Raw genomic sequence first — 25,918 nt, forward strand, 5'->3', positions numbered from 1 at the left:
CCGAGCTGGTCGCCGGCGCAGCCGAAGAAGGCGCCGAAGCCGGAGAAGCAGCCCTCGTCGCCTCCGTCGTCGCCGTCGCCGCCCTCCTCGTCCCCGGTGGTCGGGTCCTCGTACGGCGGCTCGTCGGTCTCGTCCTCGGCGGTCACCGGGTCCACGACGGAGGGGTCGCCCTCCGGCTCGGCGGGCGTGCCGTCGGAGTCCCGGGGGCCGGGGCCCGTGCCGTCCGGGTCACCGCCGGGGTCGTCCGCGCCGCCGGGGTCGTCGGTGCCCCCGCCGTCGCCCTCCGCCGTGACCTGGCGGTCGTCGGCACCGCCGGGTGCCGGACACGCCGTGCCGGTGACGCGGCACACCTGGGCCTGGATGCCGGTGAGGACCTGGGTGCCCAGGCCGCTGACGACCAGCGCGGCGATGATCGCCGCGACGACCGCGACCAGGCCCGCGTACTCCACCGCCGTCTGGCCGTCGTCCCGGCGCCACCGGATCATCCGGGACAGGGAGAAGGGGCGGTGCCCACGCCGGTCCCGTTCCGCGAGGCGGTACCAGTCGCGGCTCTCGGGGCGGGTCAGGAGGCAGAGGATCAGGAGGGGGAGGAGGAGCTGGGTGAGACCGCGGGCCGATCCGTCGGCGAGGCTGGACAGGGAGCCGAGGACCAGCCATGCCTGTACGACGACCAGCCCGGCCCGGATGCCGGTTCCGCCCCACCGGGTGCGGCGGGCCAGCCACCAGCCGAGGGCTCCGGGAGCGGCGGCGTACGCCACGTGCGCGAGCAGTGTGCCGTCCACCGCGTCGAACGACGCCGCTGTGAGGAGCAGCCCCACACCCCCGAGCACCGTGAGCGCGAACAGCGCGTGCACGAGCAGCAGGGCCCGGGACAGGGGCCGGGGCACGTCCCGCCGCCCTCCCCCGTACCCGGGCGCGCCCCGTGCCGCCCCCGGCTCCGCTCCTCCCCCGTTCGAGGCCATGCCGCCCCTCCTCGAGTCCCCCGGTTCGCAACCGTGTCCGGTTCACGACAGGCCCCGAGGGTAGGGAGGGGCAGGTGGTCGGGGCATGGGCCCCCGGGCCCAAAGCGGCGCCCAACCGCCGTCCGTGCCGCCCGTGTTGTCAGTCCGGCCCACTAGGGTCCTGATCACGGTCGCCATCGCGGGGCGACGATCACTGACACGCCGTCACACTCTGGAGCAGCCATGGGGTTCGAGCCCACCTACGCCGACTTCTCCGTCGATCCGACCCGGCTGGCCAACGCCGATGTCAGGTATCAGCGGGCCCGGTTCGCCGGGTCACACGTGGCGTTGAGTGCGGGCGGGAGCGTGACGCTGGACTTCGAGGTGGAGGACCCGGAGGACGTCCCCCAGGTGACGCTCACCGTCACGGCCCTCGTCTCCAAGCTCGGCTCCGACCTCGGGTACGCGCCGATGGACGTACTGGTCCAGGGTGAGGTGGTGGCCGAGGACCTCACCGTGCCCGGTGGCGGCGACCTTCCGCAGGACAACGTCTTCGCCGTGCCGGGGCGCCTGCTGAAGCCCGGCACCAACACCCTGGAGATACGCTCCTCCGCCAAGGCCGGCAGCATGCTCTGGCTCTACCGGATCACCCTGGACCCCGTCTGGGAGCGCGGCCGCTCCGAGCGTGCGCGGACCGCCGATGCCGCCCGGGACTCGGTCTTCGCCTACCGCACGGAGCTCCGCCCCGCCCACTCCTCCTCCGCCGCCTGGCAGGCGGCCCCGCGGCTGCTCTTCCACATCGACCGGGACGAGCACTCCCTGCCCGCCCAGCTCGGCTGGCGCGGCGAGGACGGCGCCGAGGCCGCCATCAGTTTCCAGTCCAGCATGTCCGACTTCCACGGCTGCTACCGCGCGGCGGACGGTACGGCGTACGAGTACCGGGGGCGGCTCACCGACCGCCGGCCGTTCTCGGACGACACCCGGAACCTCTCGGCGTCCCCCCTGCACCGCTTCCACACGGAGGAGGGGTGGGGCGGTCGCTGGCACACCTCCCACGAACTGCGGCTGCTGGTCGACGACGGCGGGGCGCCCGTCGAGCGGTTCACCTGGCGCGACCAGCGGGGCAACTCCGGGGTGGCCGTGCTGCACGCCGCCGCCGCCGAGGTCGAGGTGACCGACGTCGAGGCGAGCGACGAGTACGACGAAGGGGGCGAGGGGGCCGACAACCTCCTCGACGACGGGCGCGGCAAGTGGCTGACGTTCGAGGAGACCGCCCACCTCGACTTCACCCTCGCCCGCCCCACCGCCGTCGCCTCGTACTCCCTGGTGTCGGCGAACGACTTCGCCGAGCGCGACCCCCGCGACTGGACCCTCCTCGGCTCGCACGACGGCCGGACGTGGACGCCGCTGGACACGCGCAGCGGTGAGAAGTTCACCGAGCGGTTCCAGGCGCGGGAGTTCCACCTCCGTTCCCACACCCGGGCCTACCGCCACTACCGCCTCGACATCACCCGCAACTCCGGCGGGACCGAGGTCCAGCTCGCCCGGGTCCGGTTCGCGGAAGCGCCCACCGGGCAGGCGTTCACCGGCTACTACCAGCGCTGGAACGAGGGTCCCATCGGCTACCGCGGTACACCGGTCGCCGCCACGTCCGCCACCCTTCCCGCCGCTCCCCACGTCGCCTCGGAGCTCCAGGCCGCCGTCGCGAGCCTGTCCGAGACCGCCCAGACCCTCGCCGCCCTGGCCGCGCAACTCCGCAAGCACTGATTCTCGAGGGGCTCGCGGAGATACGTTCGGGGCGGACGGTTCGTCGGTCGGTGGTCGAGGGGGTCGGTCGGGATGGCGCGCTGGCGGGACGGGCACGGGGAGCTGACCGTCGTACGGGGGGACGGCGAGGGGGTGCCGGTGCGCGTCCCCCTGGAGATCGCCGCCTCCTACCGGGCCCGTACCAAAGGGCTGCTCGGGCGTGACTCCCTCGACGGGGCCCTGCTGCTCTCCCCCGCCAACAGCGTGCACACCTTCCGTATGCGCATGCCCATCGACGTCGCCTACCTCGACCGGCGGCTCCGGGTCATCGCCGTGCGCACCATGCCGCCGGGTCGGCTCGGTCTGCCCCGGCTCCGGGCACGGCACGTGCTCGAAGCCGAGGCCGGGGCGATGGAGGGGTGGGGGCTGCGGGCCGGGGCCCGGGTGGAGGTGGGCCTTTAGGGTGCCGCCGCCGGGCAGGAGGACACCCCCTCACCGACAGCGAAGAGGCCCTGCGCACACTCGTCCTGGATGATCGAAGCGGGTTCGGAAGGGAAGTGGAATCGTGTGGCCACGGGTGAACGGCATGCGGGCGCTGGAGCTCGGCACCATCGGTGAGATGCGGGAGCGGCTCAACGCCCTCGTCCTGGCCGGGAGGAAAACCGCCACCACCGGGCTGCTGGCCGAGTACGTCGAGGAGACGGAGGGCCTGGAGTTCGAGGGTGAGCGTCTGGCGCTTCTCGGGAACGACGGGGACTGCGTCGCCACGATCGAGATCACCGGCGTCGAGCTGACGTCCTTCGGCGGTGTCACGTGGGAGCACGCCACCGCCGAAGGAGAGGGTGACCGATCGCTGGACGAGTGGCGGACCGGACACAGGCGCTTCTGGGAGGACATCGGCACTCCGGTGGACGAGGACACGCCGCTGGTGTGCCTGCGGTTCCGCCTCAGCTCCCCGTGCGCGGGAACGTGATCTCGACCCTGCGGTTCTTCTTGCGGCCGGTCTCCGTGGAGTTGTCGGCGATCGGGTACTGCTCGCCGTAACCGCGCACCTCGTAGGTGATGTTCGCGTCGCTCAGCTCCCGGCCCAGGACGGCCTGTACGGCGTTGGCGCGCCTGCGGGACAGGACGTCGCCGTGCGCGGACGAGCCCAGGTTGTCGGTGAAGCCGAAGACGCGGACCTTCGTCGCGTTCTGCGTCTTGATCTCACCCGCGATCGTGGTGATACGGGCCTTCGCCTCCGCGCCGAGCTTCGCGCTGTCCTTGCCGAACAGCACCTCGGCCTGGAGCGCGAACGTCACGTCGGAGTTGGTGTCCTCGCGGCGCTCGTCGCCGCTCTTGTCCTCCACGATCTGCTTGATGTCCAGGACCTTGGGCTCGGTGAGGGTGGCGCCCTCCGGGAGCTTGAGGTCGGGATCGTTCGGGTCGACTTCGACGGGTGCGGACGCGGACGCCTCGGTTCCCGGTGGAACGCTGGGGCCGTCGTCCGCGTGGGCCGACGCCGCACCGTACAGGTTGGCGGTGACCATGACCGTGGCGGCCGAGAGGACCAGGGCGAGGCGAGGCGGTGTCGGGCGGATCGGGGTACGTGTCATGGCCGGCCTCACCCGGAGATCTTGATCGTGCCGCTGGAGAACGTCGGCATCTGGAGGCTCACGTCAGTCGTGTCGGCCGGCGGGGCAGGGAACTGCATGAATACAGGAAGGGCCTGACCTGCGTTGAGGGTGGTGAGGCCCGTCGTCGTCAGCGGGCGGCCGTCCGTGTCCCGCAGCACGTAATAGCGCTTCTTCCCCTTGGAATCCACAAGCGTCGCGCCGCCCAGTGATTGACCGTGCTTGACGACCTCGGTCTCATCCCCACTCGTCTGGGCGGGGATGGCCACTGATTCCGCGCCGTCGTTCTTGAGGTTCCCGCTCACGGTGACGAAGCCGCCGGAATCCCGTACGGCAGAGGTGATCTGAAGGAGCAGTCCGTCCGTACCTTTGAGTTCGGCCAGAGGGGTCTCCGCCTGCCCCTCCTGGGCACTCGGCTTGGAACCACTGTCCTTTGAGGCCGACGCCGATGGACTCGGCTTGTCGTCGTCGCCTCCACCGCCACAGCCCACGGCGCCGATGGCCAATCCGGCCGCAATGGCCAACGCGACCGTCCCCCTGCGGGCCTGCGCAGTGATCCGAATGCTCATCTCTCTGCTTCCTTCATCACTCGTCGTTCGCTTGTCAGTCGGCCAGGTGGACTTCGAACAGGTCCTCGGGCTCGGGGAGGAGTTCGACGGGCCCCTTCGGGTCCAGGTCCCATTCCTCGCCCTCGCAGGTGAGCAGCGGCAGTACGTCCTCTCCGGCGTCCTCGGACGGGAGCGGGAAAGTGCAGCGGGGTTCGATCACAGCGGTGGCGGTCGCGTTGGAGCGTCGGTTCTCCGTGCCGGGGACGACGGAGTCCCCGACGGTCTTGTTGGTCTCGACCTCGACCTTGTAGCCGAGGAGGCCCTCCGGGCCGCATCCGACCACGCTGGCGTCGTTCCGCGCGGCGAGCTCGTACGCCCGCCCGCAGGTGAGACCGATGCCGTCGACGTCGCCGTCGAAGATGGCCTGCCACTTCGCCGGGTCCAGCAAGTCCTGGACCCACCGTTCCGCGAGGGCGTCCCGCGTGTCCTGTGCCGCCGCGAGTGCCGCCGCGTCAGCAGCGGTCTGCGCGCCGTTCCGATTCGCCGCGGCCTGGCCGACCGCGAAGTACGCGAACGCGAGAAAGAGCAGGCCTCCCACCACCGTGATGTAGATGGGGAAGGCCTGCCCTGCGTCGCCGTACCGGCGGAATCGCCTCAAGGAGCGACCTTGGCGATCTGCGCGTTGATCTTGGTGAGGATGGTCTGGCCGATGCTGGTGCCGGTGATCGCGAGCACGATCAGCACGACCACCGCGATGATGCCCAGGTACTCGACCGCGGTCTGCCCCTTGTCGGCGTTGCGGCGCCGCATGGCCTCGACCGTCGTGTTCTTCCAGCCGTTGACGCGGACCTTGGTCGCGACGGCGGTCTTCATCATCAGGTCGCTCATGGTGTTCCCCTCCGGCTGACGCAACAGCGGCCTGCTTCGTGGGGCCGCTTTCGGCATCTGCAACGTACGGGCGGGAGCCTTGCCCGTCAGAGGGCCCCAGGGCCCAATCCCGGGCCCAGTCGCGGGCCCAGTTCCTCGTCCCCCTCGCCGTCACCGGAGGTCACCCCGTCCCTCGGCCCGAACCCGGTGCCGTGCCGAGCCACTTCGCCGCGGCCTCGGAACGGCTCGTGCTGTGGAGCTTCGCGAAGATGCGGTTGATGTGGTTCTTGACCGTCTTCTCGCTGATGAAGCACGTGGCGGCGATCTGCTGGTTGTTCATGCCGGATGCGATGAGGTCCATGATCTCCGCCTCCCTCGCGCTGAGTCGGTACCCCGACCTGTCGGGGGCGGCCGGGCGGCCACCCCTCCACCCAGACGACGATCGTGCCATATCCGGTTGCAATTGCGAAAGGTTTTCCGCAGAAGTAGGTGAAGGCGAGATGTGGGGTGGACCGAGTCCGTTTGTGGCGGAGTCAGTTGCGCGTGCAGTCCCCAGCCCCTCCGGTAGCGGACCGGACGGTCGCGGATCCTGACGTAGTTGCGAGAGCAACGCTCCGGCCGCCGTGGGGGTGAAGTGGGGCCTGCCCTCTCCGATGTCCCGGATCGCCGACACCAGTTGGTCCGCCGTGAACTCGCCGTGGACCAGGTAACCGCCCGCTCCCCTGCGCAGCGCCTCCTGGACGATCTCCGATTCCCTGCTGTACGTCAGCATCACCACGGGTGCGATCCGTACCAGGTACGGGAGCGCCGAGATGCCGTCCACGCCGGGCATGCGGACGTCCAGGAGGACCACGTCGGGACGGTGGGTGCGGGCCGCCTCGTAGGCCTCCCGGCCGTCGGCCGCCTCCGCCACCACCGTGATGTCCTCGCGTCCGGTGAGGAGGGCGGTCAGGCCGGCGCGGACCACCGGGTTGTCGTCGGCCACCACCACCCGGAGCGGGGCCGGGGGCGGGATGCTCGCGAAGGGGTTCGGTGGTGTCGTCACGGGGTGGCCTCCGTGGGGGTCGTCACGGCCGCCAGTGGCAGTTCCAGGCGGACTTCGGTGCCTTGCGTGTGCGCGCCCCGGCCTATGCGGATGCGGGCGCCGACCGAGGCCGCCCGCTCGACCATGCCGACGAGGCCGAAGTGGCCGGCGCGGCGGAGTTGTTCGAGATCGGTGCCGGGCGGGAGGCCGGTGCCGTCGTCGTACACGCTGATGCGGAGCAGGTCGCCGTGGACGCCGGCGTGGACGTCGACCCTGGTCGGTTTCCCGTGGCGGTGGGCGTTCTCCATGGCCTCCGAGGCGATGGTGAGGAGTTGGCGGGCCACGGCGGGCGGGACGGGCGGGACCGCGTGTTCGCCGGTGGGGCGGTAGGTCGCGGGGACGCCGGTGCGGGTGGTGAAGTCGCGGGTTCGGGCGGCCAGTTCCACCAGTACGTCCGTGCCCTGGCCGGGGTCCGACTCCCTGCGCAGGTCCGCCAGGAGTTCGCGGGACTCGGCGGCCGCTCTGCGGGCCGAGCGGGCCACCAGTTCCGCCTGTTGTCTCACCAGGGCCGGGTCCAGGTGCCGTGCGCCCGCCGTGCCGGCCAGGCCGTCCGCCGCCAGGGCCACTCCGTGGAGGGTCTTGGCCACCGAGTCGTGCATCTCGCGGGCCAGGCGGGCCCGTTCGGCGCTGACCGCTTCCGTGACGGCCAGGCGGGCCTGGACCGTCGTGAGGGCCCGGGTCGCCGTGCCCAGGCGGAGCATGAGGTTGCGGAGGCTGGAGCCGACCGCGCCCGCGATCACGCAGAGGCCGGGGAGGAGGAGTGACTCCGCCGGGTCCGTCCGCGGGTTGTCCAGGGCCGCGTGGACCAGGAGGAGGATCAGGCCCTGGAGGGAGGCGAAGACCGCCGCGCCGCGCCAGCCGTAGATCAGGCCCGCGAGGAGGGGGGTGCAGACGCTGACGTAGGCGAGGGTGGTGTCGGGGCCCGCCGAGATCAGGAGCAGGGCTCCGAAGAGGGTGTCCGCCGCGAGGAGGGTGGGATGGCGGAGGAGGAGGGGGCCGAAGCGTTCCCAGTCCCTGAAGAGGACGTAGGAGGCCATGAAGGTGGTCACCACCGCCATGCCGACGAGGCGGGTGCTCCAGCCGGGGGCGGCGTTGAGGAGGGCGGAGGGGGCCGCCAGCGCGATCATCGCCAGGCGGAAACCGAATGCCTGCCGGCACAGGGCTTGGAGGGCGTTGATCTGGATCTGGACATCCGGGCGCGGTGCGGGGTGCGTCCGGCCTTCGGCCGGATGGGGGTCCCCACCCGCACCACCGGTGCGGCTTTCGTCGTCGGGTGCGGGTGGCCCCGGCGGGGGGCCGGCACCGTCGGCGGCTGACGCTCCGTGGTCCTGCGGGGGCCGAGCGGCCTCCGCGGCTGACGCCCCGTACCTCTGCGAGGGCCCAGCCGCCTCGGCTGACACTCCAAGCCCCCGCGAGGGCTGAGCGGCCTCGACGGCTGACACCCCACGGCCATGTGAAGCCCCAGCCGCCTCGGCTGACACTCCAAGCCCCCGCGAGGGCCCACCCGCCTCCGCACCCTGCGGTTCGGGCAGCCGTTGCTGTGTGCCCCCCGCCGGTTCCCAGCCCGGCGGCAGTGCCGGGGTCACCGAGGTCACCGGGATGTCGGGGGCGCCCGTCCGCGCGTGGGGCGGGAGGACCGTGCCCGCCGGCGGGGTGGTGATCTCCGACGGTCTGGCCGCCCGGCGGAACAGCCCCGTGCGTTCCCTGGTCGTCGTCATCGCACCCCGCCCCCTGCCCTACTCGCCCGTGACCGCGCCGAAGTCGATGCCGGAGCCGAGGATCAGGCCGGCGCCGAGGAGGATCATCGTGGCCGGGACCATGAACGTGGTGATCATCATGGTGGCCTTCGGGACCGCGCGGGCCGCCTTGCGGCGGGCGTTCTGGGAATCCGTACGGCGCATGTCCTTCGCCAGGGACACCAGCGTGTCCACGATCGGCGCCCCCAGTTCCTCGCCCTGCTGCAACGCCGTGACGAACATCGCCACCTGCTCCGAGTCGTTGCGGCGGCGCAGTTCCGCGAACGCCTGCCTGCGGCTCATGCCCAGGTCCATCTGACGCAGGGTGATGCGCAGTTCGTCCGCCCACGGGCCCTCGTACTTCGACGACACCCGGTCCAGGGCCTGCCGGAAGCCCAGGCCCGCGCTCACCACCACCGCCAGCACGTCCAGGAAGTCCGGCAGCGTCCGCTCGATGACGTCCCTGCGGACGCGGATCGCCGACCAGATGCCGACCTCCGTCCAGAACGCGCCGAAGGCCAGGAGCAGCAGGGCCATGAAGAGCTGGCCGCGCATCAGGAACACCAGGAAGCCCAGCCCGCCGAGCGCCCCGTACACCGCGCGGCGGGCGGCGTAGCGGTCGATGGTCAGGCCGCCGGGGTTGCCCGCCAGGTCGATCTTGCGGCGGTACCTGGCGACCTGCTTGGGGCCCATGAGGCGCAGCACGGCGGGGGCGTAGCGCATGCCCATGCGGTCGACGAGGGAGTCGACCGCGCCCGTGCGGGTGGAGCCGACCTCCAGGGCCAGGGCCAGGTCGCTGGGGAGTTTCGCGTCCGCCCGGTACATGCGGACGCCGGCGAAGGCGCCGTAGACGGCGAGGCCCATCAGGAGGGCCAGCAGAAGTGCCATGTCGGTCGGCCTCCTCGCCGCTCAGACGTCGATGCGGGACAGGCGGCGGATGAGGACGAAGCCGATGGCGTACAGGCCGAACGCGACGACCACCGCGGCCTGTCCGACCGGGGAGCCGGTCATGCGCTCCAGGGCCCCGTCCTTCACCCCGTTCATCAGGAACAGCGAGCCGACGCCGAGCACGGGGACGGCGTACGACGTCATGCTGACCTGGGAGAGCTGCGTACGGACCTCCCGCCGGGTCTCCTTCCTCTCCTCCAGCGTCTCGGTCAGGTTCCGCAGGGCGCTCACCACCTGGCCGCCCGCCCGGTTGGACAGCACCAGGGTGGTGACCAGGACGACCAGCTCGCGGGACGGGAGGCGTTCGGCGAGCTCGCCGAGGGCGTCGTCCATCGACGCGCCCACCGCCAACTGGTTGGCGACCTTCGACAGTTCCTCTCCCGCCGGGGCCTCCAGCTCCTCCGCCGCCATGCCGACGGCCGTACGGAGGGCGAGGCCGGCCTGGGTGGCGTTGGCGAGGATGCGGGCCAGTTCCGGGAGCTGGTTGATGAACTTCTCGATGCGTTTCTGCCGCTGCCAGTTGAGGAACTGCAACGCCGCCCAGACGCCGAGCAGACCGGCGAGGGGACCGAAGAAGGGGGCGAGGGTCGCCTGTCCGATGAGCCAGAGGCCGGCGACCGTGGCGAGCATGCAGACGAAGAACTCGCCGGGGGTGACGTCCAGGCCGGTGGCCGTCAGGCGCAGTTCGAGCTTCCTGCCGAACCTGGTGCGGCGCAGGCGGCGGTCCAGGGTGGGGAAGTGGCGCCGGCGGCCGGTGACGGGGATCTGGCCGGTGGCCGACAGCCGGTCCACCAGCGCCTGCCGCTGTGCCCTGCCGGTGGTGTACGACCGCACGCCGACGACCGCGAGGACGCAGGCCAGCAGCGTGATGCCGGTGGTCAGCGTGATCAGGTTCTGCAGATCCATGGGGACGGTTCCTACCTGGCTTCTCGGGTGGCGAGCTGGTCGTAGGACTGGGCGATGCCGAACGCCTGGGGGACGGGCTGACTCGCCATGTAGAGGCGGTCGGCGGTGCGGCGCGGGAGGGGGTGGTGCTCGTAGGCGCCGTGGACGCGGCCGTCGGCGGTCATGGGCTGTGCGTGGAAGCGGGCGACCGTGGTCAGCCGGTACGGCTCCGATCCGTGGCTCTCCAGCAGGGCGACCTCGGTGATGCGGCGGGCGCCGTCGGCGAAGCGGGTGAGCTGGACGATGACGTCGACGGCGCTGTTGATCTGGTCGTGGAGCGCGACGAACGGGATCTCCACGTCCGACATGGAGGCGAGGGTCTGGAGCCGCATCAGCGCGTCCTCGGCGCTGTTGGCGTGGACCGTGGCGAGGGAGCCGTCGTGGCCGGTCGACATCGCCTGGAGCATGTCCAGCGACTCGCCGCCGCGGACCTCGCCGACGACGATGCGGTCGGGGCGCATGCGGAGTGAGTTGCGGACCAGGTCGCGGATGGTGACCTGTCCCTTGCCCTCGACGTTCGGTGGGCGGGACTCCAGGCGGATGACGTGCGGCTGCTGGAGCTGGAGCTCGGCGGAGTCCTCGATGGTGATGATGCGTTCGCCCTCGGGGATCAGGCCGGAGAGGGCGTTCAGGAGGGTCGTCTTACCGGTGCCCGTCGCGCCGGACACGATGACGTTGAAGCGGGCCTGCACCAGGCCGGCCAGCAGGTACACCATGTGGTCGTCCAGCGAACCGAGGCCGATCAGTTCCTGGAGGGTGAAGGAGCGGGGGAAGCGGCGGATGGTGAGGGTGGCGCCGGTCAGGGAGAGCGGCGGGATGATGACGTTGACGCGCTCGCCGGAGGGGAGGCGGGCGTCGACCATGGGGTTCGACTCGTCGACGCGGCGGTTGACGGTGGAGACGATGCGTTCGATCGTCTGCATGAGCTGGTCGTTGGAGGCGAAGCGGAGCGGGAGTTGTTCGACGCGGCCGCCGCGCTCGACGAAGACGGCGTCCGGGCCGTTCACCATGATCTCGGTGATGGACGCGTCCTCCAGCAGGGGTTCGAGGATGCCGAGGCCCAGTGCCTCGTCGACGACCCGGCGGATCAGCTGGGAGCGTTCGACGGTCGACAGGACCGGGCCCTCGCGGCTGATGATGTGGCCGAGGACGCGTTCCAGCCGGGCCCGGCGCTCGGCCGCCGCCAGCGCACTCATCTCCGCGAGGTCGATCTCCTCCAGGAGCTTGGCGCGGTAGGAGGCGACCAGGTGGCCGTCCTCGCCCCGCCCGGCCGTCTCCTCGGGGGAGTTGATGCGTGCCCGCAGGCTCATGGGTCGCTCGCTCCTCAGTGGTCTCGCGGCATCGTGGCGGACTTTCGGGCGGGGCCGAAGTCCCATCCCGGCACGATCGAGGGGATGTCGACCGTGGCGGTGACGGTGACCTCGTCGCCTCCCGGATAGCCCTCGCAGGAGGTGCCGTCGGCGAGCCAGTCGCTGACGGCGGCCCTGCAGGTGTGGCCGTACGCCTCGCCCAGTGACGCGCTGCGCGCCGCCGCGCGGGCCGCCGTGCCGGCCTGCTGGGCGGTGTAGGCGACCAGGCCGAGCTGTACGGCGGCCATGGCGACGACGAGCAGGACCGGGAGGAAGCCGAGGTATTCGACGGCGACCTGGCCGCGGTCGCGGAGCCGGTGTACGTACTGCCGGTACGGCATGTCAGTCCGTCTCCTCCTCGACCGCGCCCGCGTGTCCCTCCACGTCGAGGGGGAGGGAGATGGTGCCGGGGAAGAGGAGGGGGACGTTCAGCTTCACGTCGGCGGTGACGAGGCCGCCCGAGGTCGTGCAGTTCACGGTCGCTCCCTCCGCCCACGCTCCCGACAGCTTGTCCAGCCCGGCCGCCCGGCAGGCGCCCTGGCGCGCGCCCGGTGCCGCCGCCGTGCCCGCCCGTACGGCCTCGTCCGCAGCATTCCCCGCGAGCGTGAACGCGTACCCCACCAGTACGAGCTGCCACAGCACCACCAGCGTCACGAGGATCGTGGGGGTCATGCCGAGGAACTCGATGGTCACCTGGCCCCGGTCGCGGCCGCGCGCGGGTAATGCCGCTTTCATGGTCGTCCCCCTCCGTCCCTGCGCCGCCGGAAGCTCACCGACCCCCGGTCACCGCGCGGCCTGCCGCCCTTGTGGGCGCCCTCGGCTGCCTTGACCAGGCCGAGTTCGCCGGCCAGGCCCCACAGGGCCTGCTTGACCGTGCTCTTGTTCTCCAGTTCGTGGACGCGGCCGGCGTCCACGACGGCCTGGAGGTCCTTGAAGTGGGCGGGGATCACGGTGGCCGCGACCGCGGTGCCGGTGATCTTCCGGATGAGCGGGGGCTGGATCTCCGTGGACCGGGTGTGCCGGTTGACGACCACGGTGGTCTCCTCGGCCTTGCGGATCTGCAGCCGGTCCCACATCCGCACCGCCCGCTTGGCGCCCCGTACGGCGATCACGTCGGGGGTGGTGACCAGCAGGGCCGTGTCGGCCATCTCCACCGCCGCCGCGCCGGCGCCGCCGAGCTGGGCGCCGCAGTCGATGACGACGACCTCGTAGCGGGAGCGCAGGGCGCTGACGATCTGGCGGGTGGCGCGGTCGGTGACGTCCTCGCCGCGTTCGCCCTCGCCGGGGGCGAGCAGCAGGGCGAGGCCGGTGTCGTGACGGAAGACGGCGTCGGCGAGGACGCGCGGGGAGATGTCGCCCACGGCGGCGAGGTCGACGACGGAGCGGCGGAACTGGACGTCCAGGTAGGCGGCGACGTCGCCGGTCTGGAGGTCCATGTCGACGAGGGCGGTGGTGCGGCCGGAGGCCTGGGCGGCGAGGGCGAGCTGGACGGCGGTCAGGGTCGTGCCGACGCCGCCCTTGGCGCCGCTGACGGTGACGACGGTGCCGCCGACGCCGGTGAACACGTCGCCGCCGGAGCCGAGGTGGCGCCGTACGCCGGCGGACCACTGGGCGACGGCCTGGACGCGGCTGGCGAGTTCCTCGTAGCCGAGCGGGAGGGCGACCAGGCCGCGGGCGCCGTAGTCCATGGCGGCCTGGAAGAGGCCGGGGCTCGCGTCGGAGGTGACGAGGATGACGCCGACGGCGGGGAAGCGCAGGGCGACTTCGCGGATCAGCTCCAGGGCGGGGACGGGGCCGATCCGCTCGTGCACGACCACGACCTCGGGCAGTTCGTCGACGGACTCGGCGGCCAGGCGGGCGAGGGTGTCGACGAGCTGGGTGGAGTCGGCCACCGGGGCCACCGGCTCGGCGTCCGGGAGCTGGCTGAGCAGTGTGGTGAGGGACCGGACCGCGTCCGCGTCGCCGACTGCCGGCAGGATCCTCGTGGGCATGCGGGCCTCTCACTTGTCCTTCGCGAGTTCGTACGTCCGCTGCGAGTCCGGGACGGTGCTGTCGGTTCCGGGTGCGACCAGCGCGAGGCGGACCCGCCGGGCGAACGACTCGGCGTAGGTGATGCGCTGGGCGTCGACGGCGGACAGCGCGAAGGTGATCGGGACGGCGTCGGTGGGCTCCCGGCCGCGGTCGTTCTCGTCGGGCTGGAGGGCGGTGAGTTTGCCGACGTCGAGGACCTTGGCGTTGGTCACGATGATCCTGGACTGGTCGGGGTCGCCCTCGCGCTCGCCCTCGAAGGTGGCGTAGACGTTGACCGAGGAGCCCGGTGTGATCTTGCCGGCGACGCCGGTCGCCGCGTCGATCATGATGGCGACCTCCTGCTGTCCCGGCTGCAGGGCGGGCTGGTCCACGATCATGTCGCTCTGCAGCAGGGAGCCCTCCCGCAGATCGGTCACGGCGATCTTGCCCCGGATCTCGTCCAGGTCGGTGACGGCGTTCTTCGACAGCCACCGCTCGGGCATCTCGATCTTCTCGAACTGGCCCGTGCCGAGGGGGGTGTAGGGCGCCACGTTCGTCTTCAGCCGGTAGGCGGTGACCTCGGGGCCGACCTTGGACTCCACGTCGCTGATGACGGAGAGCACGCCGGCGAACGCGCCGAGGGCGCACAGGACCGACAGGAGCAGGAGTATCACGCCGCGGCGCTGACGGGAGTTCATGAACCGTGCAACCTCATCGGGGATATCGGTCGAGCGGGATCGGGCGGGGGTCGGGGCGGGGCGTGCGGTGGGCGGACAGCGGTCGAACGGGGTCAGGTGCGGCCCCGGGTGAGGGCCGGCGTGCCCTCGGGGGCGGGTGGTACGGCGGAGCAGAACACGCACCGGTCACCGATGACGTCGATGCCGCACCAGTGGCAGACGCCGCGCCGTACGGAGGTGACGAGCTGGTACAGGACGGACAGGTCGGGCAGGTAGGTGCAGAACTCGACGACCTTGCCGGTCCCCCACCAGTCGGGGGACTCGGCGGGGAGCGGTGTCTCGCGCAGGCCCTGGACCTTCCAGGAGGGGGCCAGGGTGGTGGTGACCCAGTCGGACTGGAGCTGGCCCTTGGCGACGAGCATCCAGGTGCCGAACTCGGGTCCGTCGAGGGAGGCTTCGGGGCCGAGGCGGACGAGTTGCGGCTGCGGGTGGGCGAGCACGGCGAACTGACTGCCGGGCATCCAGGACTTGGCGTGCTGCTTCAGGTCGACGGGGACGCGGTCGAGGCGGGCGACGGAGCCGAGCAGGGCCCCGGAGTGGATGTAGTGGACCAGCAGCCGGCCGGCGGAGGCGAGGACGCCGGGGCTGAGGTCGCAGGAGGCGAGCTGCCGTAACTGGCGGGCCAGGACGGCCAGTCCGAGCGGCGGCAGATCGGGGCGGAAGAGGGCTATCCGGTCGCTCTCCAGCAGGGAGCGCAGGGTGTGCAGGCGCCGCTGGACGGCGGTGGGGGTGGCCCGGGAGCAGACGACGATGACGTGCCCGTGGTGCTCGATGATCAACTGAAGCTCGGTCAGGACCTGTTCGAGCGGGCGGGTGTCGATGTCCCGCAGCACCACGGCGGGCAGGGTTCGTTCGTCCTGGGCCGGCAGCGCCATGTCGGCACCGGTCACGGCAATGGCAGTTGGCACGCGCGACTCCCCGTTCTCCCCAGGCCCCTCGGCCCACCGGGCGTTACTCCGGTGCACTCCGGTGACTTCACTGCGTGACTACGTCAGCACTGTATCCGCGGGTCTGTGGCCGGAGAACAGCGTTTGAGCAGCCGAACGGCAACTACCGGTGCACAAGGTGCTCCAAAACGGGGCACGTTGAGCATCTCGCCGGTCCCGATCGGGCCCCGCAGGTGTGGATCCGGTGCACCGCCTTGACGCCGGGCGCCGCCCTGGGGTCGGTTCACTGGTCGATTCTGGTCTGGACCTATTGACAACTGGATTGGTCTGGACCACCTTGTGCTGCACACGGTGGCCACCGTCGTTCGCACTTCCTCCCCTCCCCACCCTTCTCCCCCACCGGAGGCTCCAGTGAACCGCGCACCAGGAACGCCCGTTCGCAGCAGACGTCTCTGGGCCGGAGCCTTCGTCTCCGCCCTCGCCCTCGCCCTTCCCCTCGCCGGCGCGGGCCAGGCGTCCGCGGCGGACGTCAACAACGCCAAGAACGCCGGCTTCGAGGCGGGCCTGAGCAACTGGACCTGTTCGGCGAACAGCGGCACGACCGTCTCCTCCCCGGTGCACGGCGGTACGGCCGCCCTCAAGGCCACGCCCGCCGGGCAGGACAACGCCCGCTGTTCCCAGACGGTCGCGGTGAAGCCCGACTCCACGTACAGGCTGAGCGGGTGGGTGCAGGGCGGGTACGCCTACCTGGGCGTGACCGGCACCGGAACGACGGACGTGTCCACCTGGACCCCGGACTCCGGCAGCTGGAAGCAGTTGTCGACCAGCTTCTCCACCGGTTCCTCCACCACCTCGGTGACGGTCTACACCCACGGCTGGTACGGCCAGGCCGCCTACCACGTGGACGACCTGTCGGTGTTCGGCCCCGACGGGGGCGGCGGCGGTGAGGAGGAGCCCCGGGTCCCGGGCACGCCGGGTGGTCTCGGCGTCTCCGGCACGACGTCCTCGTCGGTGTCGCTGGCCTGGAACGCGGTGCCGGGGGCGACCGGGTACACCGTCTACCGCGACGGTACGAAGGTGACGGCCGTGTCGGGCACGTCGGCGACGGTGACCGGCCTCGCGGCCGACACCTCGTACTCCTTCCAGGTCGCCGCGGCCAACGCGGCGGGCGAGTCGCCGAAGTCGGCGGCGGTGACCGCCCGCACGAAGCAGAAGGACGACGGGGGCGGAAGCGGTGACCTGCCCAGGCACGCCGTGACCGGCTACTGGCAGAACTTCAACAACGGCGCGGCGGTGCAGCGCCTCTCGGACGTCCAGAACGCCTACGACATCATCGCGGTCGCCTTCGCGGACGCGACCGGCACGCCGGGCGCCGTCACCTTCAACCTGGACTCGGCGGGCCTGAACGGCTACACCGTCGACCAGTTCAAGGCGGACGTCCGGGCCAAGCAGGCGGCCGGGAAGAAGGTCATCATCTCGGTCGGCGGCGAGAAGGGCACCGTCTCGGTGAACGACTCCGCCTCCGCGACGAACTTCGCGAACTCGGTGTACGCGCTGATGCAGGAGTACGGCTTCGACGGCGTCGACATCGACCTGGAGAACGGCCTCAACCCGACCTACATGACGCAGGCGCTGCGGTCGCTGTCGGCGAAGGCGGGCCCGGACATGATCCTGACGATGGCGCCGCAGACCATCGACATGCAGTCGACGTCCGGCTCGTACTTCCGTACCGCGCTGAACGTGAAGGACATCCTCACGGTCGTCAACATGCAGTACTACAACAGCGGTTCCATGCTGGGCTGTGACGGCAAGGTCTACAGCCAGGGCTCGGTGGACTTCCTGACCGCGCTCGCCTGCATCCAGCTGGAGGGCGGTCTCGACCCGTCCCAGGTCGGCCTGGGCCTGCCCGCCTCGACGCGGGGCGCGGGCAGCGGCTACGTCTCCCCGTCGATCGTGAACAACGCCCTGGACTGCCTCACCAAGGGCACCAACTGCGGCTCCTTCAAGCCGTCGAGGACCTACCCGAGCCTGCGGGGCGCGATGACCTGGTCCACGAACTGGGACGCCACGGCAGGAAACGCCTGGTCCAACGCGGTGGGACCGCACGTCCACGCGCTTCCGTAACCGGCCCCGCGCGGACGGACACCGCCCCCGCCACCGCCCCCGCTCACGTGGTCGTGAGCGGGGGCGGTGGCACGAGGCGCTAGAAGAACTCCGACCACGGCTGGTCCCAGACCTGCTTGACGCACAGGACCAGGAACAGCAGGCCCGCGACGGCGAGCATGGCGTTGCTGAGGAGGCCGTTGCGCCATTCGCGGGGCGTGCGGGAGGAGTTGAGGAGCCAGAGCAGGGTGAGGGCGAGGAAGGGCATGAAGGCGGCGCCCAGGACGCCGTAGATGATGATCAGGCGGAAGGGCTCGTCCTGGAAGAGCAGGATCATGGGCGGGAAGGTGAGCCAGAGCAGGTAGGCGCGGAAGGCCCAGGAGCGTTCGCGGCGCCCGGAGGCCAGCTCGTCGCCCCGCGCCTCGCGCTCACCGCGCTGCCGGGCCAGGAAGTCGGCGAACATCAGGCTCACGCCGTGCCAGACACCGATCAGGGAGGTGAAGGAGGTGGCGAAGAAGCCGATCAGGAAGAGCTTGCCGGTGGCCGTGCCGTACTCCTCCTCCAGAATGTCGCCGAGCTGCATCAGGCCCTTGTCGCCGCTCGCGATCGCGATGTTCGCCGAGTGCAGCAGCTCGGCGCCGACGAGGAGCATCGCGATGACGAAGACGCCGGTGGTGGCGTAGGCGACCCGGTTGTCCAGGCGCATCACCTTCATCCAGCCGGTGTTCGTCCAGCCCTTGGCGTTGACCCAGTAGCCGTACGCGGCCAGCGTGATGGTGCCGCCGACGCCACCGATCAGACCGAGGGTGTTGAGGACCGAGTCCTTCTCGTCCGGGAGGACCGGGAGGAGGCCGGCGAAGGCGTCGCCGAGGTTCGGGGTGACGCGGACCGCCAGGTAGACGGTGACGACGAACATGACGCCCACCAGGACCGTCATGACCTTCTCGAAGACGCTGTACTTGTTGAACCAGACGAAGACCAGGCCCACCAGGCCGCAGGCGATGCCCCACCATTCGAGGTCCATCACGTCCGGGAAGAGCGCTTGCAACGGCAGGGCGCTCGACGACATCGCCGCCGCGCCGTAGACGAAGCCCCAGATCACGGCGTAGACCGCGAAGAACCAGGTCGTCCAGCGGCCGAGGCTCGCCCAGCCGTCGAAGAGGGTGCGCCCGGTGGACAGGTGCCACCGGCCGCACGCCTCCGCGAGGGAGATCTTCACCAGGCAGCCGATGATCGCGGCCCACAGCAGGGTGTAGCCGAAGTTGCTGCCCGCGATGAGGGTGGCCACGAGGTCGCCGGCGCCCACCCCCGTGGCCGCGACGACGATGCCGGGCCCGATGTGGCGCCAGATGGACTTGCGGGGAGCGTGGTCGCCCCCGAGTGGTACGCCGGTGTCTCTGATGTTGCCCGTGGTGTCCGCCATGGGGGTCAAGAAAGCCCATGGCCGCCGGTCGGACAAGAGGGCGTGCGGGGATCCTCACAGGATGCACCTGGTCGAGCGATCGACCGGAAACCGTACCTTGACCCGTGCATGTCATTCCGTGACGATGTCGGCACCGCACCACGCACGTCGCCATGAACAACCCCACCTCCCACAAGGAGACTTCATGCGACTCCGCTCACGCGGCAGGCGTTCCGCCGCGCTCGCCGCCCTGCTCGCCCTCGCCCTCGCGGCGCCACTGCCGTGGACCGCGACCGAGGCCGACGCCGACGGCGCGGCCCGGCCGGCTCCCTCGGCCGACGACATCCGCCAGTACGAAATCCACCTGCACACGTCTCCCGTGACCCGTACGGCGATCCAGCGCTCCGGCGTCACCGTGGACGAGGCCGACGAGGAGACGGTGGTCGTCTCCGGGCGCGCGGACCAGGTCCGGACGCTGCGTCGACAGGGTTACGAGGTCACGCCGTTGGGCGCGGCCCCGGACCGTTCGTCCGCCGCCGACGACCTGCGCCTGTTCGACTTCCCCTCGGCCGACTCCCGCTACCACAACTACGCCGAGATGAACGCGGAGATCGACCAGCGGCTGGCCGCTTACCCGGGCATCATGAGCAAGCGGGTGATCGGCAAGTCCTACCAGGGCCGGGACATCGTCGCCGTCAAGATCAGCGACAACGTGGCGACCGACGAGAGCGAACCCGAGGTCCTGTTCACCCACCACCAGCACGCCCGCGAGCACCTGACCGTCGAGATGGCCCTGTACCTGCTGCGCGAGCTCGGCGCGGGGTACGGCAGCGACTCCCGGATCACCAGCATGGTCAACGGCCGGGAGATCTGGATCGTCCCCGACCTCAACCCGGACGGCGGCGAGTACGACATCGCCTCCGGCTCCTACCGCTCCTGGCGCAAGAACCGCCAGCCGAACTCCGGTTCGACGTACGTCGGCACCGACCTCAACCGCAACTGGGACCACCGCTGGGGCTGCTGCGGCGGCTCCTCGGGCTCCAAGTCCTCCGATACGTACCGGGGGTCCGCCCCGGAGTCCGCGCCCGAGGTGAAGGTCGTGGCGGACTTCGTGCGCAGCCGGGTCGTCGGCGGGGTGCAGCAGATCAAGGCCGGCGTCGACTTCCACACCTACAGCGAGCTGGTGCTGTGGCCGTTCGGCTACACCTACTCCGACACCACGACCGGCATGACGGCCGACGACCACGCCGCGTTCAAGGCGGTCGGCCAGAAGATGGCGGCCAGCAACGGCTACACGCCCCAGCAGTCCAGCGACCTCTACATCACGGACGGGTCGATCGACGACTACCTGTGGGGCGTGCACAAGATCTTCGGCTACACCTTCGAGATGTACCCGGGTTCCAGCTCCGGAGGCGGGTTCTACCCGCCCGACGAGGTCATCGAGCGGGAGACGTCCCGCAACCGGGACGCCGTCCTGCAACTCCTGGAGAACGCGGACTGCATGTACCGCTCCATCGGCAAGGCGGCGCAGTACTGCGGCTGAGCCGCCGGACGCGCGCTACTTGCCGTCAGCGGCGGTCCCCTCGGCTTCCGTGGTCTTCAGGACATCCGCGGTTTCCGCGGTTTCCGCGGCTTCGGGGGCTTCGGTGGTCTCGGTGGTTTCGGAGGCATCATCGTCCTCGGGCTCGTCGGCGTCCTCGGGCTTGTCGGCATCCTCCTCGAAGTACGCGTCCAGGACCGCGTCCAGAGCGGTGTCCCACTCGGCGAAACGGCTCCTGGACGGCGCCTCGACCTCCAAGGGGTACCAGCGGCTGTCAGGGGTGTGGACGGTGAGCGTCCAGCGCTTGCCGAAGCGGGCGGTCTCCGTCTCCACCGCGCCGATCTCGTCCCAGCGGAACTCGCACTCCTGGTCGTCCAGGCGCAGTCGTACCCCCCTGTGGTCGGCGACGACCCGGGCGCGACGGTCGGACGCCTCGAAGACGGGGCCGTCGGGGACCGCCGGCTCCTCGGGCGCGGAGTCCTCCTCCGCCTCCGGGGCCGGCTCCGGAGTCGTGTCCCCCTCCGGGGCCGTGTCCTCCGGTTCCTCCGGCTTCGCCTTCGCGTCCTCCTCCCGGCCGGACGCGGGCGAGGTGAGCCCGGGGATGAATGCCGGGTCGAATCCGGCGCCTTCCAGGGGCTGGCTGCTCGAACCTATGCGCTGCTCCACACCGCAGGAGTATGGTCGACGAACCTGTGCCGGACACAGCCAGCCCCCAACTTCGTTATAAGACGCCTACACGGGCACCACGGCTCACACGACGAGACTGAGCGCGGCGGCGACCACGAAACCGGCCACGGACAGCACGCTCTCCAGCACCGTCCACGTCTTGAGCGTGTCCCGCTCGCTGATGCCGAAGTACTTGGCGACCATCCAGAAGCCGCCGTCGTTGACGTGCGAGGCGAAGATCGAGCCCGCCGAGATGGCCATGATGACCAGCGCGACGAACGCCTGCGAGTGGTCGCCCTCGGCCAGCAGCGGGGCCACGATGCCCGCCGTCGTCACGATCGCCACCGTCGCCGAGCCCTGCGCGACCCGCAGCACCACGGAGATCAGGTAGGAGAGGACGATCACCGGCAGGCCGACGTCGTTGAAGGTGTCCGAGAGGGCCTGGGCGACCCCGCTGGCCTTGAGGACGGCGCCGAAGACGCCGCCCGCGCCGACCACCAGCAGGATGTTGCCGACCGGCTTGAGGGAGGACGTGGAGACGGTCTCCAGCGACTTGCGGGACCAGCCGCGCCGGATGCCCAGCAGGTAGTACGCGAGGAACAGGGCGAGGGTGAGCGCCACGAACGGGTGGCCGAAGAACTCGATGACCGAGCGGAGGGTGGAGGGGTCCAGCCCGATCGAGGAGAAGGTGGCCGCGAGGATCAGGACGAGCGGCGTACCGATGATGCCGAGGACCGTGCCGAGCGGCACCGGCGCCTCCCGCGGTTCGACCCCGGAGGCGCGCTGCTCGGCGACGACGGCGTCCTTGGCCTCCTGGGCGGCCTCGACCATGTCCTGCGGTACGGCGACGAAGATGCGCTTGCCGATCCAGGCGGAGTAGACCCAGGCGGCGGCGACGGCCGGCAGACCGCAGACGACGCCCATGAGGATGACCCAGCCGAGGTCGACGTGGAGCAGCCCGGCGGCGGCCACCGGGCCCGGGTGCGGGGGCAGGAAGGCGTGGGTGACCGAGAGACCCGCGAGGAGGGGGAGGCAGTAGAGCAGGATCGACTTGCCGGAGCGCTTGGCGGCGGCGTACACGATCGGCGCGAGGACGAAGATGCCGACGTCGAAGAAGACCGGGATGCCGAAGATCAGACCGGTGAGGCCCATCGCGAGCGGGGCCCGCTTCTCGCCGAACAGGCCGAGCAGCCGGCCCGCCAGGACCTCCGCGCCGCCGCTGACTTCGAGGATCGCGCCGAGCATGGTGCCCAGGCCGATGATGATCGCGACATGGCCGAGGATGCCGCCCATCCCCGATTCGATGGTGGACACCGCGTCCGAACGCTGGACCGTGCCGAAGAGTTCGGTGACCGACAGACCCGCCATCAGGCCGACGGCTATGGAGACGGCGAGCAGCGCGACGAACGGCTGGAGCCGGACCTTGATGATCAGGAAGAGGAGCAGCGCGATGCCGATGGCCGCGACGGTCAGCAGACCCGCCGTGCCGTCGAGGAGGAGGAGCAGTCCTCCGGTGTGCGGTGGTGTCTCCGCCGGTGCGGAGGCGGCGAGCTGGAGGGACGGATGGGACATGCGGGGGTCCTCTGGCTAAGTGCACGGTGCTTTCGGGCAGGGGGGATCGCGGCACGGCGTCCCAGGGGGTACGGGACGCCGTGCCGTGACGACGTACGGCGGTGAGGGGGGAGGGGAGGGCGCGGGTCAGCCGAGGACGGCGAGCGCGTCGATCTCGATGAGGAGGCCGGCCGGGAGACCGACGTAGACGGTCGTGCGGGCGGCGGGCGGCTGGGTGAGGCCCTGCTCCTCGAAGTAGGCGTTGTAGATCCCGTTCATCTCCGCGAAGTGGTCCACGTCGGTGAGGTAGACGCGGATCATCATCACGTCGTCCCAGCTCGCGCCGCCCTCTTCGAGGATCGCCTTGACGTTGGCGAGGGTCTGGAGGGTCTGCTCGCGCAGGGTGGGGCCGGCGGGGGTGGGGGCCTTGCCCTCCTCGTGCGGGAGGAAGCCGACCTGGCCGGCGACCTGGAGGATGTTGCCCTTGCGGACGCCGTGGGAGAACTTGGCGGGCGGGGTGGTGTGGGTGGCGGGGGTGAGCGCGGTCTTCTCGGTCATGCGGGGGTGTCCTTCACTGGGGTTCTGCCGGAGTACTCGCCGCTGATCGCGTCCGCCGTACGGCGCACCAGCGGGAGCAGGGTGAGGAGTTCGTCGGCGGTGACGACGACGTTCGGCGCGGAGACCGACATCGCGGCGACCACCTTGCCGTCGGCGCCGCGGATCGGCGCGGCGACGCAGTTGATGGACTCCTCGTGGCCGCCGAGGTCGGTGGCCCAGCCCTGTTCGCGCACCTTGGCCAGTTCCTGGAGGAACGCGGTGGCGTTGGGTGTCGAACGGGGCGTGTACATGGGGTAGTCGAGCTTCTCCGCGAGGGGGCGGCGCTCGTGTTCGGGCAGGTCGGCGAGGAGGAGCTTGGCGACGGCCGCGACGGTGATGGCGACGGGTTTGCCGATGCGCGAGTACATGCGGACCGGGTAGCGGCTCTCGACCTTGTCGATGTAGAGGACCTCGTTCTCCTCGTACACGGCGAGGTGGACGGTGTGTCCGCACTGCTCGTTGAGGCGTACGAGGTGGGCGTGGGCGATCTCGCGGACGTCGAGGTTCTCCATCGCCTCCTGGGCGAGGGCGAAGAGGCGGGCGCCGAGCCGGTAGCGCTGGTCGGACTGGCGGTAGACCAGGCCGTGCTCGTGGAGGGTGCGCAGGAGGCGGAGGGCGGTGGATTTGTGCACGCCCAGGCGGTCGGCGACCTGGCCGAGGTCGGCGGGGCCCTCCGCGAGCAGGGGGAGGATGCTCAGGGCGCGGTCTACGGTCTGGCTCATGGGGTTCGTGCCTCCTTCTCGGCCCTTCCGTCTTCATCGGCTCGTGTCCAGCCGGGGCCGAGTCGCAGTCTCCCCCACGCGGTGTCGTCCAGGGCGACCAGGCGGTCGGCGAGGGCGCGCGGCGGGGGTGGGGCGAGGTCGCCGGGGGTGGTGAGGGTGGCGGCGGCGGTGAGGTGGCCGTGGCGCAGGCGGTCCCGTACGGGGAGGTCCCGGAGGGTGGCGGAGAGGAACCCCGCGGCGAAGGCGTCGCCTGCGCCGACGGCGGCGACGACGTCGACCTTCAGGGCGGGCACGAAGGTCGCGGTGCCGGTGGCGTCCTCGCACAGGAGGTCGTCGGTGTCCTTGTCGAGGGCGACCGCCCCGCCCCTGCCCTGCTTGACGACCACGATCTCCGGTTCGGGCAGCGCCTCCCGTACCGCGCGTGCACCATGCAGCCCCCACGCCTCGCGCGCCTCGTCGTCGCCGACGAAGACGATGTCCGCACCGCGCGCCAGTTCCAGCAGCACCTCCGGGCCGTGTGCGTCGCGCCACAGGGCCGGGCGGTGGTTGACGTCGAAGGAGATCAGGGGGCGGTCGGGGCGGGGGGCGGTCAGCTCGCGCATCAGGGCCAGGCAGTCGGCGGAGAGGGCCGCCGTGATGCCGGACAGGTGCAGGACGCGTCCGGCGCGTACGGCGTCCAGGTCGATGTCGGCGACCGTCATCGCGGAGGCCGCCGAGCCCGCGCGGTAGTACGCGACCTCGTGGGCGTCGGTGGAGCGGTCGCCGGCCGTGCGGAAGTAGATGCCGGTGGGGCGGGCCGGGTCGCGGCGGACGTGCGACACGTCGACGCCGTATCCGCCGATCGTCTCGACGAGGTGGTCGCCGAAGCCGTCGGCGCCGACCCGGCTGATCCACCGGGTGGTGTGGCCCGCCGCCGCGAGCACGCACGCCACGTTCGACTCCGCGCCGCCGATGCCCCGGTCGAAGGACGGCACGTCGGCGAGGCGGCCCGGCCGGGAGGGCAGGAACGTCACCATGGACTCGCCGAGCGCGACAACGTCCACGGCGTGACTCCTTCTCTTCTGCGGGTGGGGCGGTCTCCGTTGACCGCACGTGGCCGAGATGTTAGACAGCGGTAAGCGATATACGCAACGAGTGTTGCAAGAAATGCAACACTGCTGATCAGGGAGGTTCCGATGGTCCTCGACGCTCTCGCCCGCCTCACCGAGGAACGGGTCGACCACCGCTTCAAGGGCCTCCCGCCGGACGCCGAGGGGCTGACCGTCGGCGAGCTGGCCGCGCAGCGCCGCAACCTCTTCACCGACGGCTTCACCACGCCCGTGCTCGCGCTCTCCGCCGAGCGCCTGGAGCACAACCTGAAGCTGATGGAGACGTACGCGGCCCGGCACGGGCTCGCCTTCGCGCCGCACGGCAAGACCTCCATGGCCCCGCAGCTCTTCCGGCGGCAGATCGAGCACGGGGCGTGGGGCATCACGCTGGCCGTCCCGCACCAGGTGCGGGTGGCGCGGGCGTACGGGGTCCGGCGGGTCTTCCTCGCCAACGAGCTGGTGGACGCGGCGGCCCTGCGGTGGATCGCGGCCGAGCTGGACGCCGACCCCCGGTTCCGCTTCGTCTGCTACGTCGACTCCGTGCGCGGCGTCGAGCTGATGGACGCGGCCCTTTCCGGTGCTTCCCGTCCCATGGACGTGGTCGTCGAGCTCGCCGCCGGTGAGGGTGCGCGCACCGGTGTGCGGACGGAGGCGGAGTGTGCCGCCGTCGCCGATGCCGTGGCGGGCGCGCGGTCGCTGCGGCTGGCCGGGGTCGCCGGGTACGAGGGCGAGGTGCCGCGGGCGGACCCGGAGCGGGTGCGTGCCTGGCTGCGGCGGCTGGTGGCGCTCGCCGTGGACTTCGACAAGGCGGGGCGGTTCGCGGGGGTCGACGAGATCG

At 71.2% G+C, this 25,918-nt stretch carries 26 protein-coding genes and 1 pseudogene; 6 read left to right on the top strand and 21 right to left on the bottom strand.

The window, feature by feature from the left end; genetic code table 11:
* A pseudogene (locus B7767_RS39120) lies at window positions 1–962 on the bottom strand (hypothetical protein); the annotation flags it as partial.
* Between the two features lie 222 nt (window positions 963–1,184).
* On the opposite strand from B7767_RS39120, the gene B7767_RS39125 reads away from it, so the two are divergent.
* The 3 genes from B7767_RS39125 (at window position 1,185) to B7767_RS39135 (ending at window position 3,660) form a co-directional block, all read left to right on the top strand.
* Window positions 1,185–2,708, top strand: a complete 1,524-nt coding sequence (locus tag B7767_RS39125) for a discoidin domain-containing protein (RefSeq protein WP_085576094.1) — start codon at window positions 1,185–1,187, stop codon at window positions 2,706–2,708.
* 72 nt (window positions 2,709–2,780) lie between these two features.
* A complete protein-coding gene (locus B7767_RS39130; protein WP_085576095.1) occupies window positions 2,781–3,149 on the top strand; it encodes a DUF192 domain-containing protein in 369 nt (122 codons plus the stop codon).
* Window positions 3,150–3,252: 103 nt separating this feature from the next.
* Window positions 3,253–3,660: an ASCH domain-containing protein gene (locus tag B7767_RS39135; protein WP_085576096.1), complete on the top strand. Its 408-nt coding sequence runs from the start codon at window positions 3,253–3,255 to the stop codon at window positions 3,658–3,660.
* On the opposite strand, the gene B7767_RS39140 is transcribed toward B7767_RS39135, so the two are convergent.
* From B7767_RS39140 to B7767_RS39205, 14 genes are all read right to left on the bottom strand, one after another.
* Window positions 3,635–4,282, bottom strand: coding sequence for an OmpA family protein (locus B7767_RS39140; RefSeq protein WP_085576097.1), 648 nt, complete (start codon window positions 4,280–4,282; stop codon window positions 3,635–3,637). The genes B7767_RS39135 and B7767_RS39140 overlap by 26 nt on opposite strands.
* Before the next feature lie 8 nt (window positions 4,283–4,290).
* Window positions 4,291–4,869, bottom strand: coding sequence for a hypothetical protein (locus tag B7767_RS39145; protein WP_085576098.1), 579 nt, complete (start codon window positions 4,867–4,869; stop codon window positions 4,291–4,293).
* A 34-nt stretch (window positions 4,870–4,903) separates the two neighbouring features.
* Window positions 4,904–5,506 (bottom strand): pilus assembly protein TadG-related protein, encoded by a 603-nt coding sequence (locus tag B7767_RS39150; protein ID WP_085576099.1) that lies wholly within the window; start codon window positions 5,504–5,506, stop codon window positions 4,904–4,906.
* Window positions 5,503–5,736: a hypothetical protein gene (locus B7767_RS39155; RefSeq protein ID WP_085576100.1), complete on the bottom strand. Its 234-nt coding sequence runs from the start codon at window positions 5,734–5,736 to the stop codon at window positions 5,503–5,505. The genes B7767_RS39150 and B7767_RS39155 overlap by 4 nt, the downstream gene beginning before the upstream one ends.
* Window positions 5,737–5,896: 160 nt before the next feature.
* Window positions 5,897–6,760, bottom strand: a complete 864-nt coding sequence (locus B7767_RS39160) for a response regulator transcription factor (protein ID WP_085576101.1) — start codon at window positions 6,758–6,760, stop codon at window positions 5,897–5,899.
* The gene (locus B7767_RS39165) at window positions 6,757–8,199 is read right to left on the bottom strand and encodes a sensor histidine kinase (RefSeq protein WP_373408275.1); all 1,443 of its coding nucleotides are present in this window, start codon (window positions 8,197–8,199) and stop codon (window positions 6,757–6,759) included. Before B7767_RS39165 ends, B7767_RS39160 begins: the two co-directional genes overlap by 4 nt.
* A gap of 336 nt (window positions 8,200–8,535) precedes the next feature.
* Window positions 8,536–9,423 (bottom strand): DUF5936 domain-containing protein, encoded by an 888-nt coding sequence (locus B7767_RS39170; RefSeq protein WP_085576103.1) that lies wholly within the window; start codon window positions 9,421–9,423, stop codon window positions 8,536–8,538.
* 21 nt (window positions 9,424–9,444) lie between these two features.
* Window positions 9,445–10,389 (bottom strand): type II secretion system F family protein, encoded by a 945-nt coding sequence (locus tag B7767_RS39175; protein WP_085576104.1) that lies wholly within the window; start codon window positions 10,387–10,389, stop codon window positions 9,445–9,447.
* Between the two features lie 11 nt (window positions 10,390–10,400).
* A complete protein-coding gene (locus B7767_RS39180; RefSeq protein WP_085576105.1) occupies window positions 10,401–11,738 on the bottom strand; it encodes a CpaF family protein in 1,338 nt (445 codons plus the stop codon).
* Window positions 11,739–11,752: 14 nt separating this feature from the next.
* Complete coding sequence (locus B7767_RS39185; RefSeq protein WP_085576106.1) at window positions 11,753–12,118, bottom strand: TadE/TadG family type IV pilus assembly protein; 366 nt, start codon at window positions 12,116–12,118, stop codon at window positions 11,753–11,755.
* A gap of 1 nt (window position 12,119) precedes the next feature.
* Window positions 12,120–12,512: a septum formation initiator gene (locus B7767_RS39190; RefSeq protein ID WP_085576107.1), complete on the bottom strand. Its 393-nt coding sequence runs from the start codon at window positions 12,510–12,512 to the stop codon at window positions 12,120–12,122.
* Complete coding sequence (locus tag B7767_RS39195) at window positions 12,509–13,768, bottom strand: AAA family ATPase (RefSeq protein ID WP_085576108.1); 1,260 nt, start codon at window positions 13,766–13,768, stop codon at window positions 12,509–12,511. Before B7767_RS39195 ends, B7767_RS39190 begins: the two co-directional genes overlap by 4 nt.
* 9 nt (window positions 13,769–13,777) lie before the next feature.
* On the bottom strand, window positions 13,778–14,485 hold the full coding sequence (gene cpaB / locus B7767_RS39200) for a Flp pilus assembly protein CpaB (protein ID WP_085576109.1): 708 nt from the start codon (window positions 14,483–14,485) through the stop codon (window positions 13,778–13,780).
* Window positions 14,486–14,577: 92 nt separating this feature from the next.
* A complete protein-coding gene (locus tag B7767_RS39205) occupies window positions 14,578–15,414 on the bottom strand; it encodes a hypothetical protein (RefSeq protein WP_085576110.1) in 837 nt (278 codons plus the stop codon).
* A 408-nt stretch (window positions 15,415–15,822) separates the two neighbouring features.
* Here B7767_RS39205 and B7767_RS39210 point away from each other — a divergent pair, with 408 nt between their 5' ends.
* Window positions 15,823–17,535, top strand: coding sequence for a chitinase (locus B7767_RS39210; protein WP_085576111.1), 1,713 nt, complete (start codon window positions 15,823–15,825; stop codon window positions 17,533–17,535).
* 79 nt (window positions 17,536–17,614) lie between these two features.
* On the opposite strand, the gene B7767_RS39215 is transcribed toward B7767_RS39210, so the two are convergent.
* Complete coding sequence (locus B7767_RS39215) at window positions 17,615–18,937, bottom strand: Nramp family divalent metal transporter (RefSeq protein ID WP_085576112.1); 1,323 nt, start codon at window positions 18,935–18,937, stop codon at window positions 17,615–17,617.
* A gap of 184 nt (window positions 18,938–19,121) precedes the next feature.
* Between B7767_RS39215 and B7767_RS39220 the strand changes: the two genes are divergently transcribed.
* Entirely contained in the window at window positions 19,122–20,459 is a 1,338-nt protein-coding gene (locus tag B7767_RS39220; protein WP_085576113.1) for a M14 family metallopeptidase, read from the top strand.
* 15 nt (window positions 20,460–20,474) lie between these two features.
* Here the strand turns inward: B7767_RS39220 and B7767_RS39225 are convergent, their stop codons facing one another.
* The 5 genes from B7767_RS39225 to B7767_RS39245 all read right to left on the bottom strand — a co-directional run bounded on the left by B7767_RS39225 (window position 20,475) and on the right by B7767_RS39245 (window position 25,035).
* On the bottom strand, window positions 20,475–21,122 hold the full coding sequence (locus B7767_RS39225) for a hypothetical protein (RefSeq protein ID WP_085576114.1): 648 nt from the start codon (window positions 21,120–21,122) through the stop codon (window positions 20,475–20,477).
* A gap of 84 nt (window positions 21,123–21,206) precedes the next feature.
* Window positions 21,207–22,694 carry a GntP family permease gene (locus B7767_RS39230; RefSeq protein WP_085576115.1) on the bottom strand — a complete coding sequence of 496 codons (1,488 nt, stop codon included), beginning with the start codon at window positions 22,692–22,694 and terminating at the stop codon, window positions 21,207–21,209.
* Between the two features lie 126 nt (window positions 22,695–22,820).
* Window positions 22,821–23,231, bottom strand: a complete 411-nt coding sequence (locus B7767_RS39235; RefSeq protein WP_085576116.1) for a RidA family protein — start codon at window positions 23,229–23,231, stop codon at window positions 22,821–22,823.
* The gene (locus B7767_RS39240; protein ID WP_085576117.1) at window positions 23,228–23,992 is read right to left on the bottom strand and encodes an IclR family transcriptional regulator; all 765 of its coding nucleotides are present in this window, start codon (window positions 23,990–23,992) and stop codon (window positions 23,228–23,230) included. Before B7767_RS39240 ends, B7767_RS39235 begins: the two co-directional genes overlap by 4 nt.
* Complete coding sequence (locus B7767_RS39245) at window positions 23,989–25,035, bottom strand: sugar kinase (protein ID WP_085576118.1); 1,047 nt, start codon at window positions 25,033–25,035, stop codon at window positions 23,989–23,991. Before B7767_RS39245 ends, B7767_RS39240 begins: the two co-directional genes overlap by 4 nt.
* A gap of 132 nt (window positions 25,036–25,167) precedes the next feature.
* Between B7767_RS39245 and B7767_RS39250 the strand changes: the two genes are divergently transcribed.
* Window positions 25,168–25,918: alanine racemase (locus B7767_RS39250; RefSeq protein WP_179167488.1), on the top strand; the 751-nt coding region annotated here is incomplete at its 3' end.

Source organism: Streptomyces sp. 13-12-16, from assembly GCF_002114215.1.
Lineage (GTDB): Bacteria > Actinomycetota > Actinomycetes > Streptomycetales > Streptomycetaceae > Streptomyces.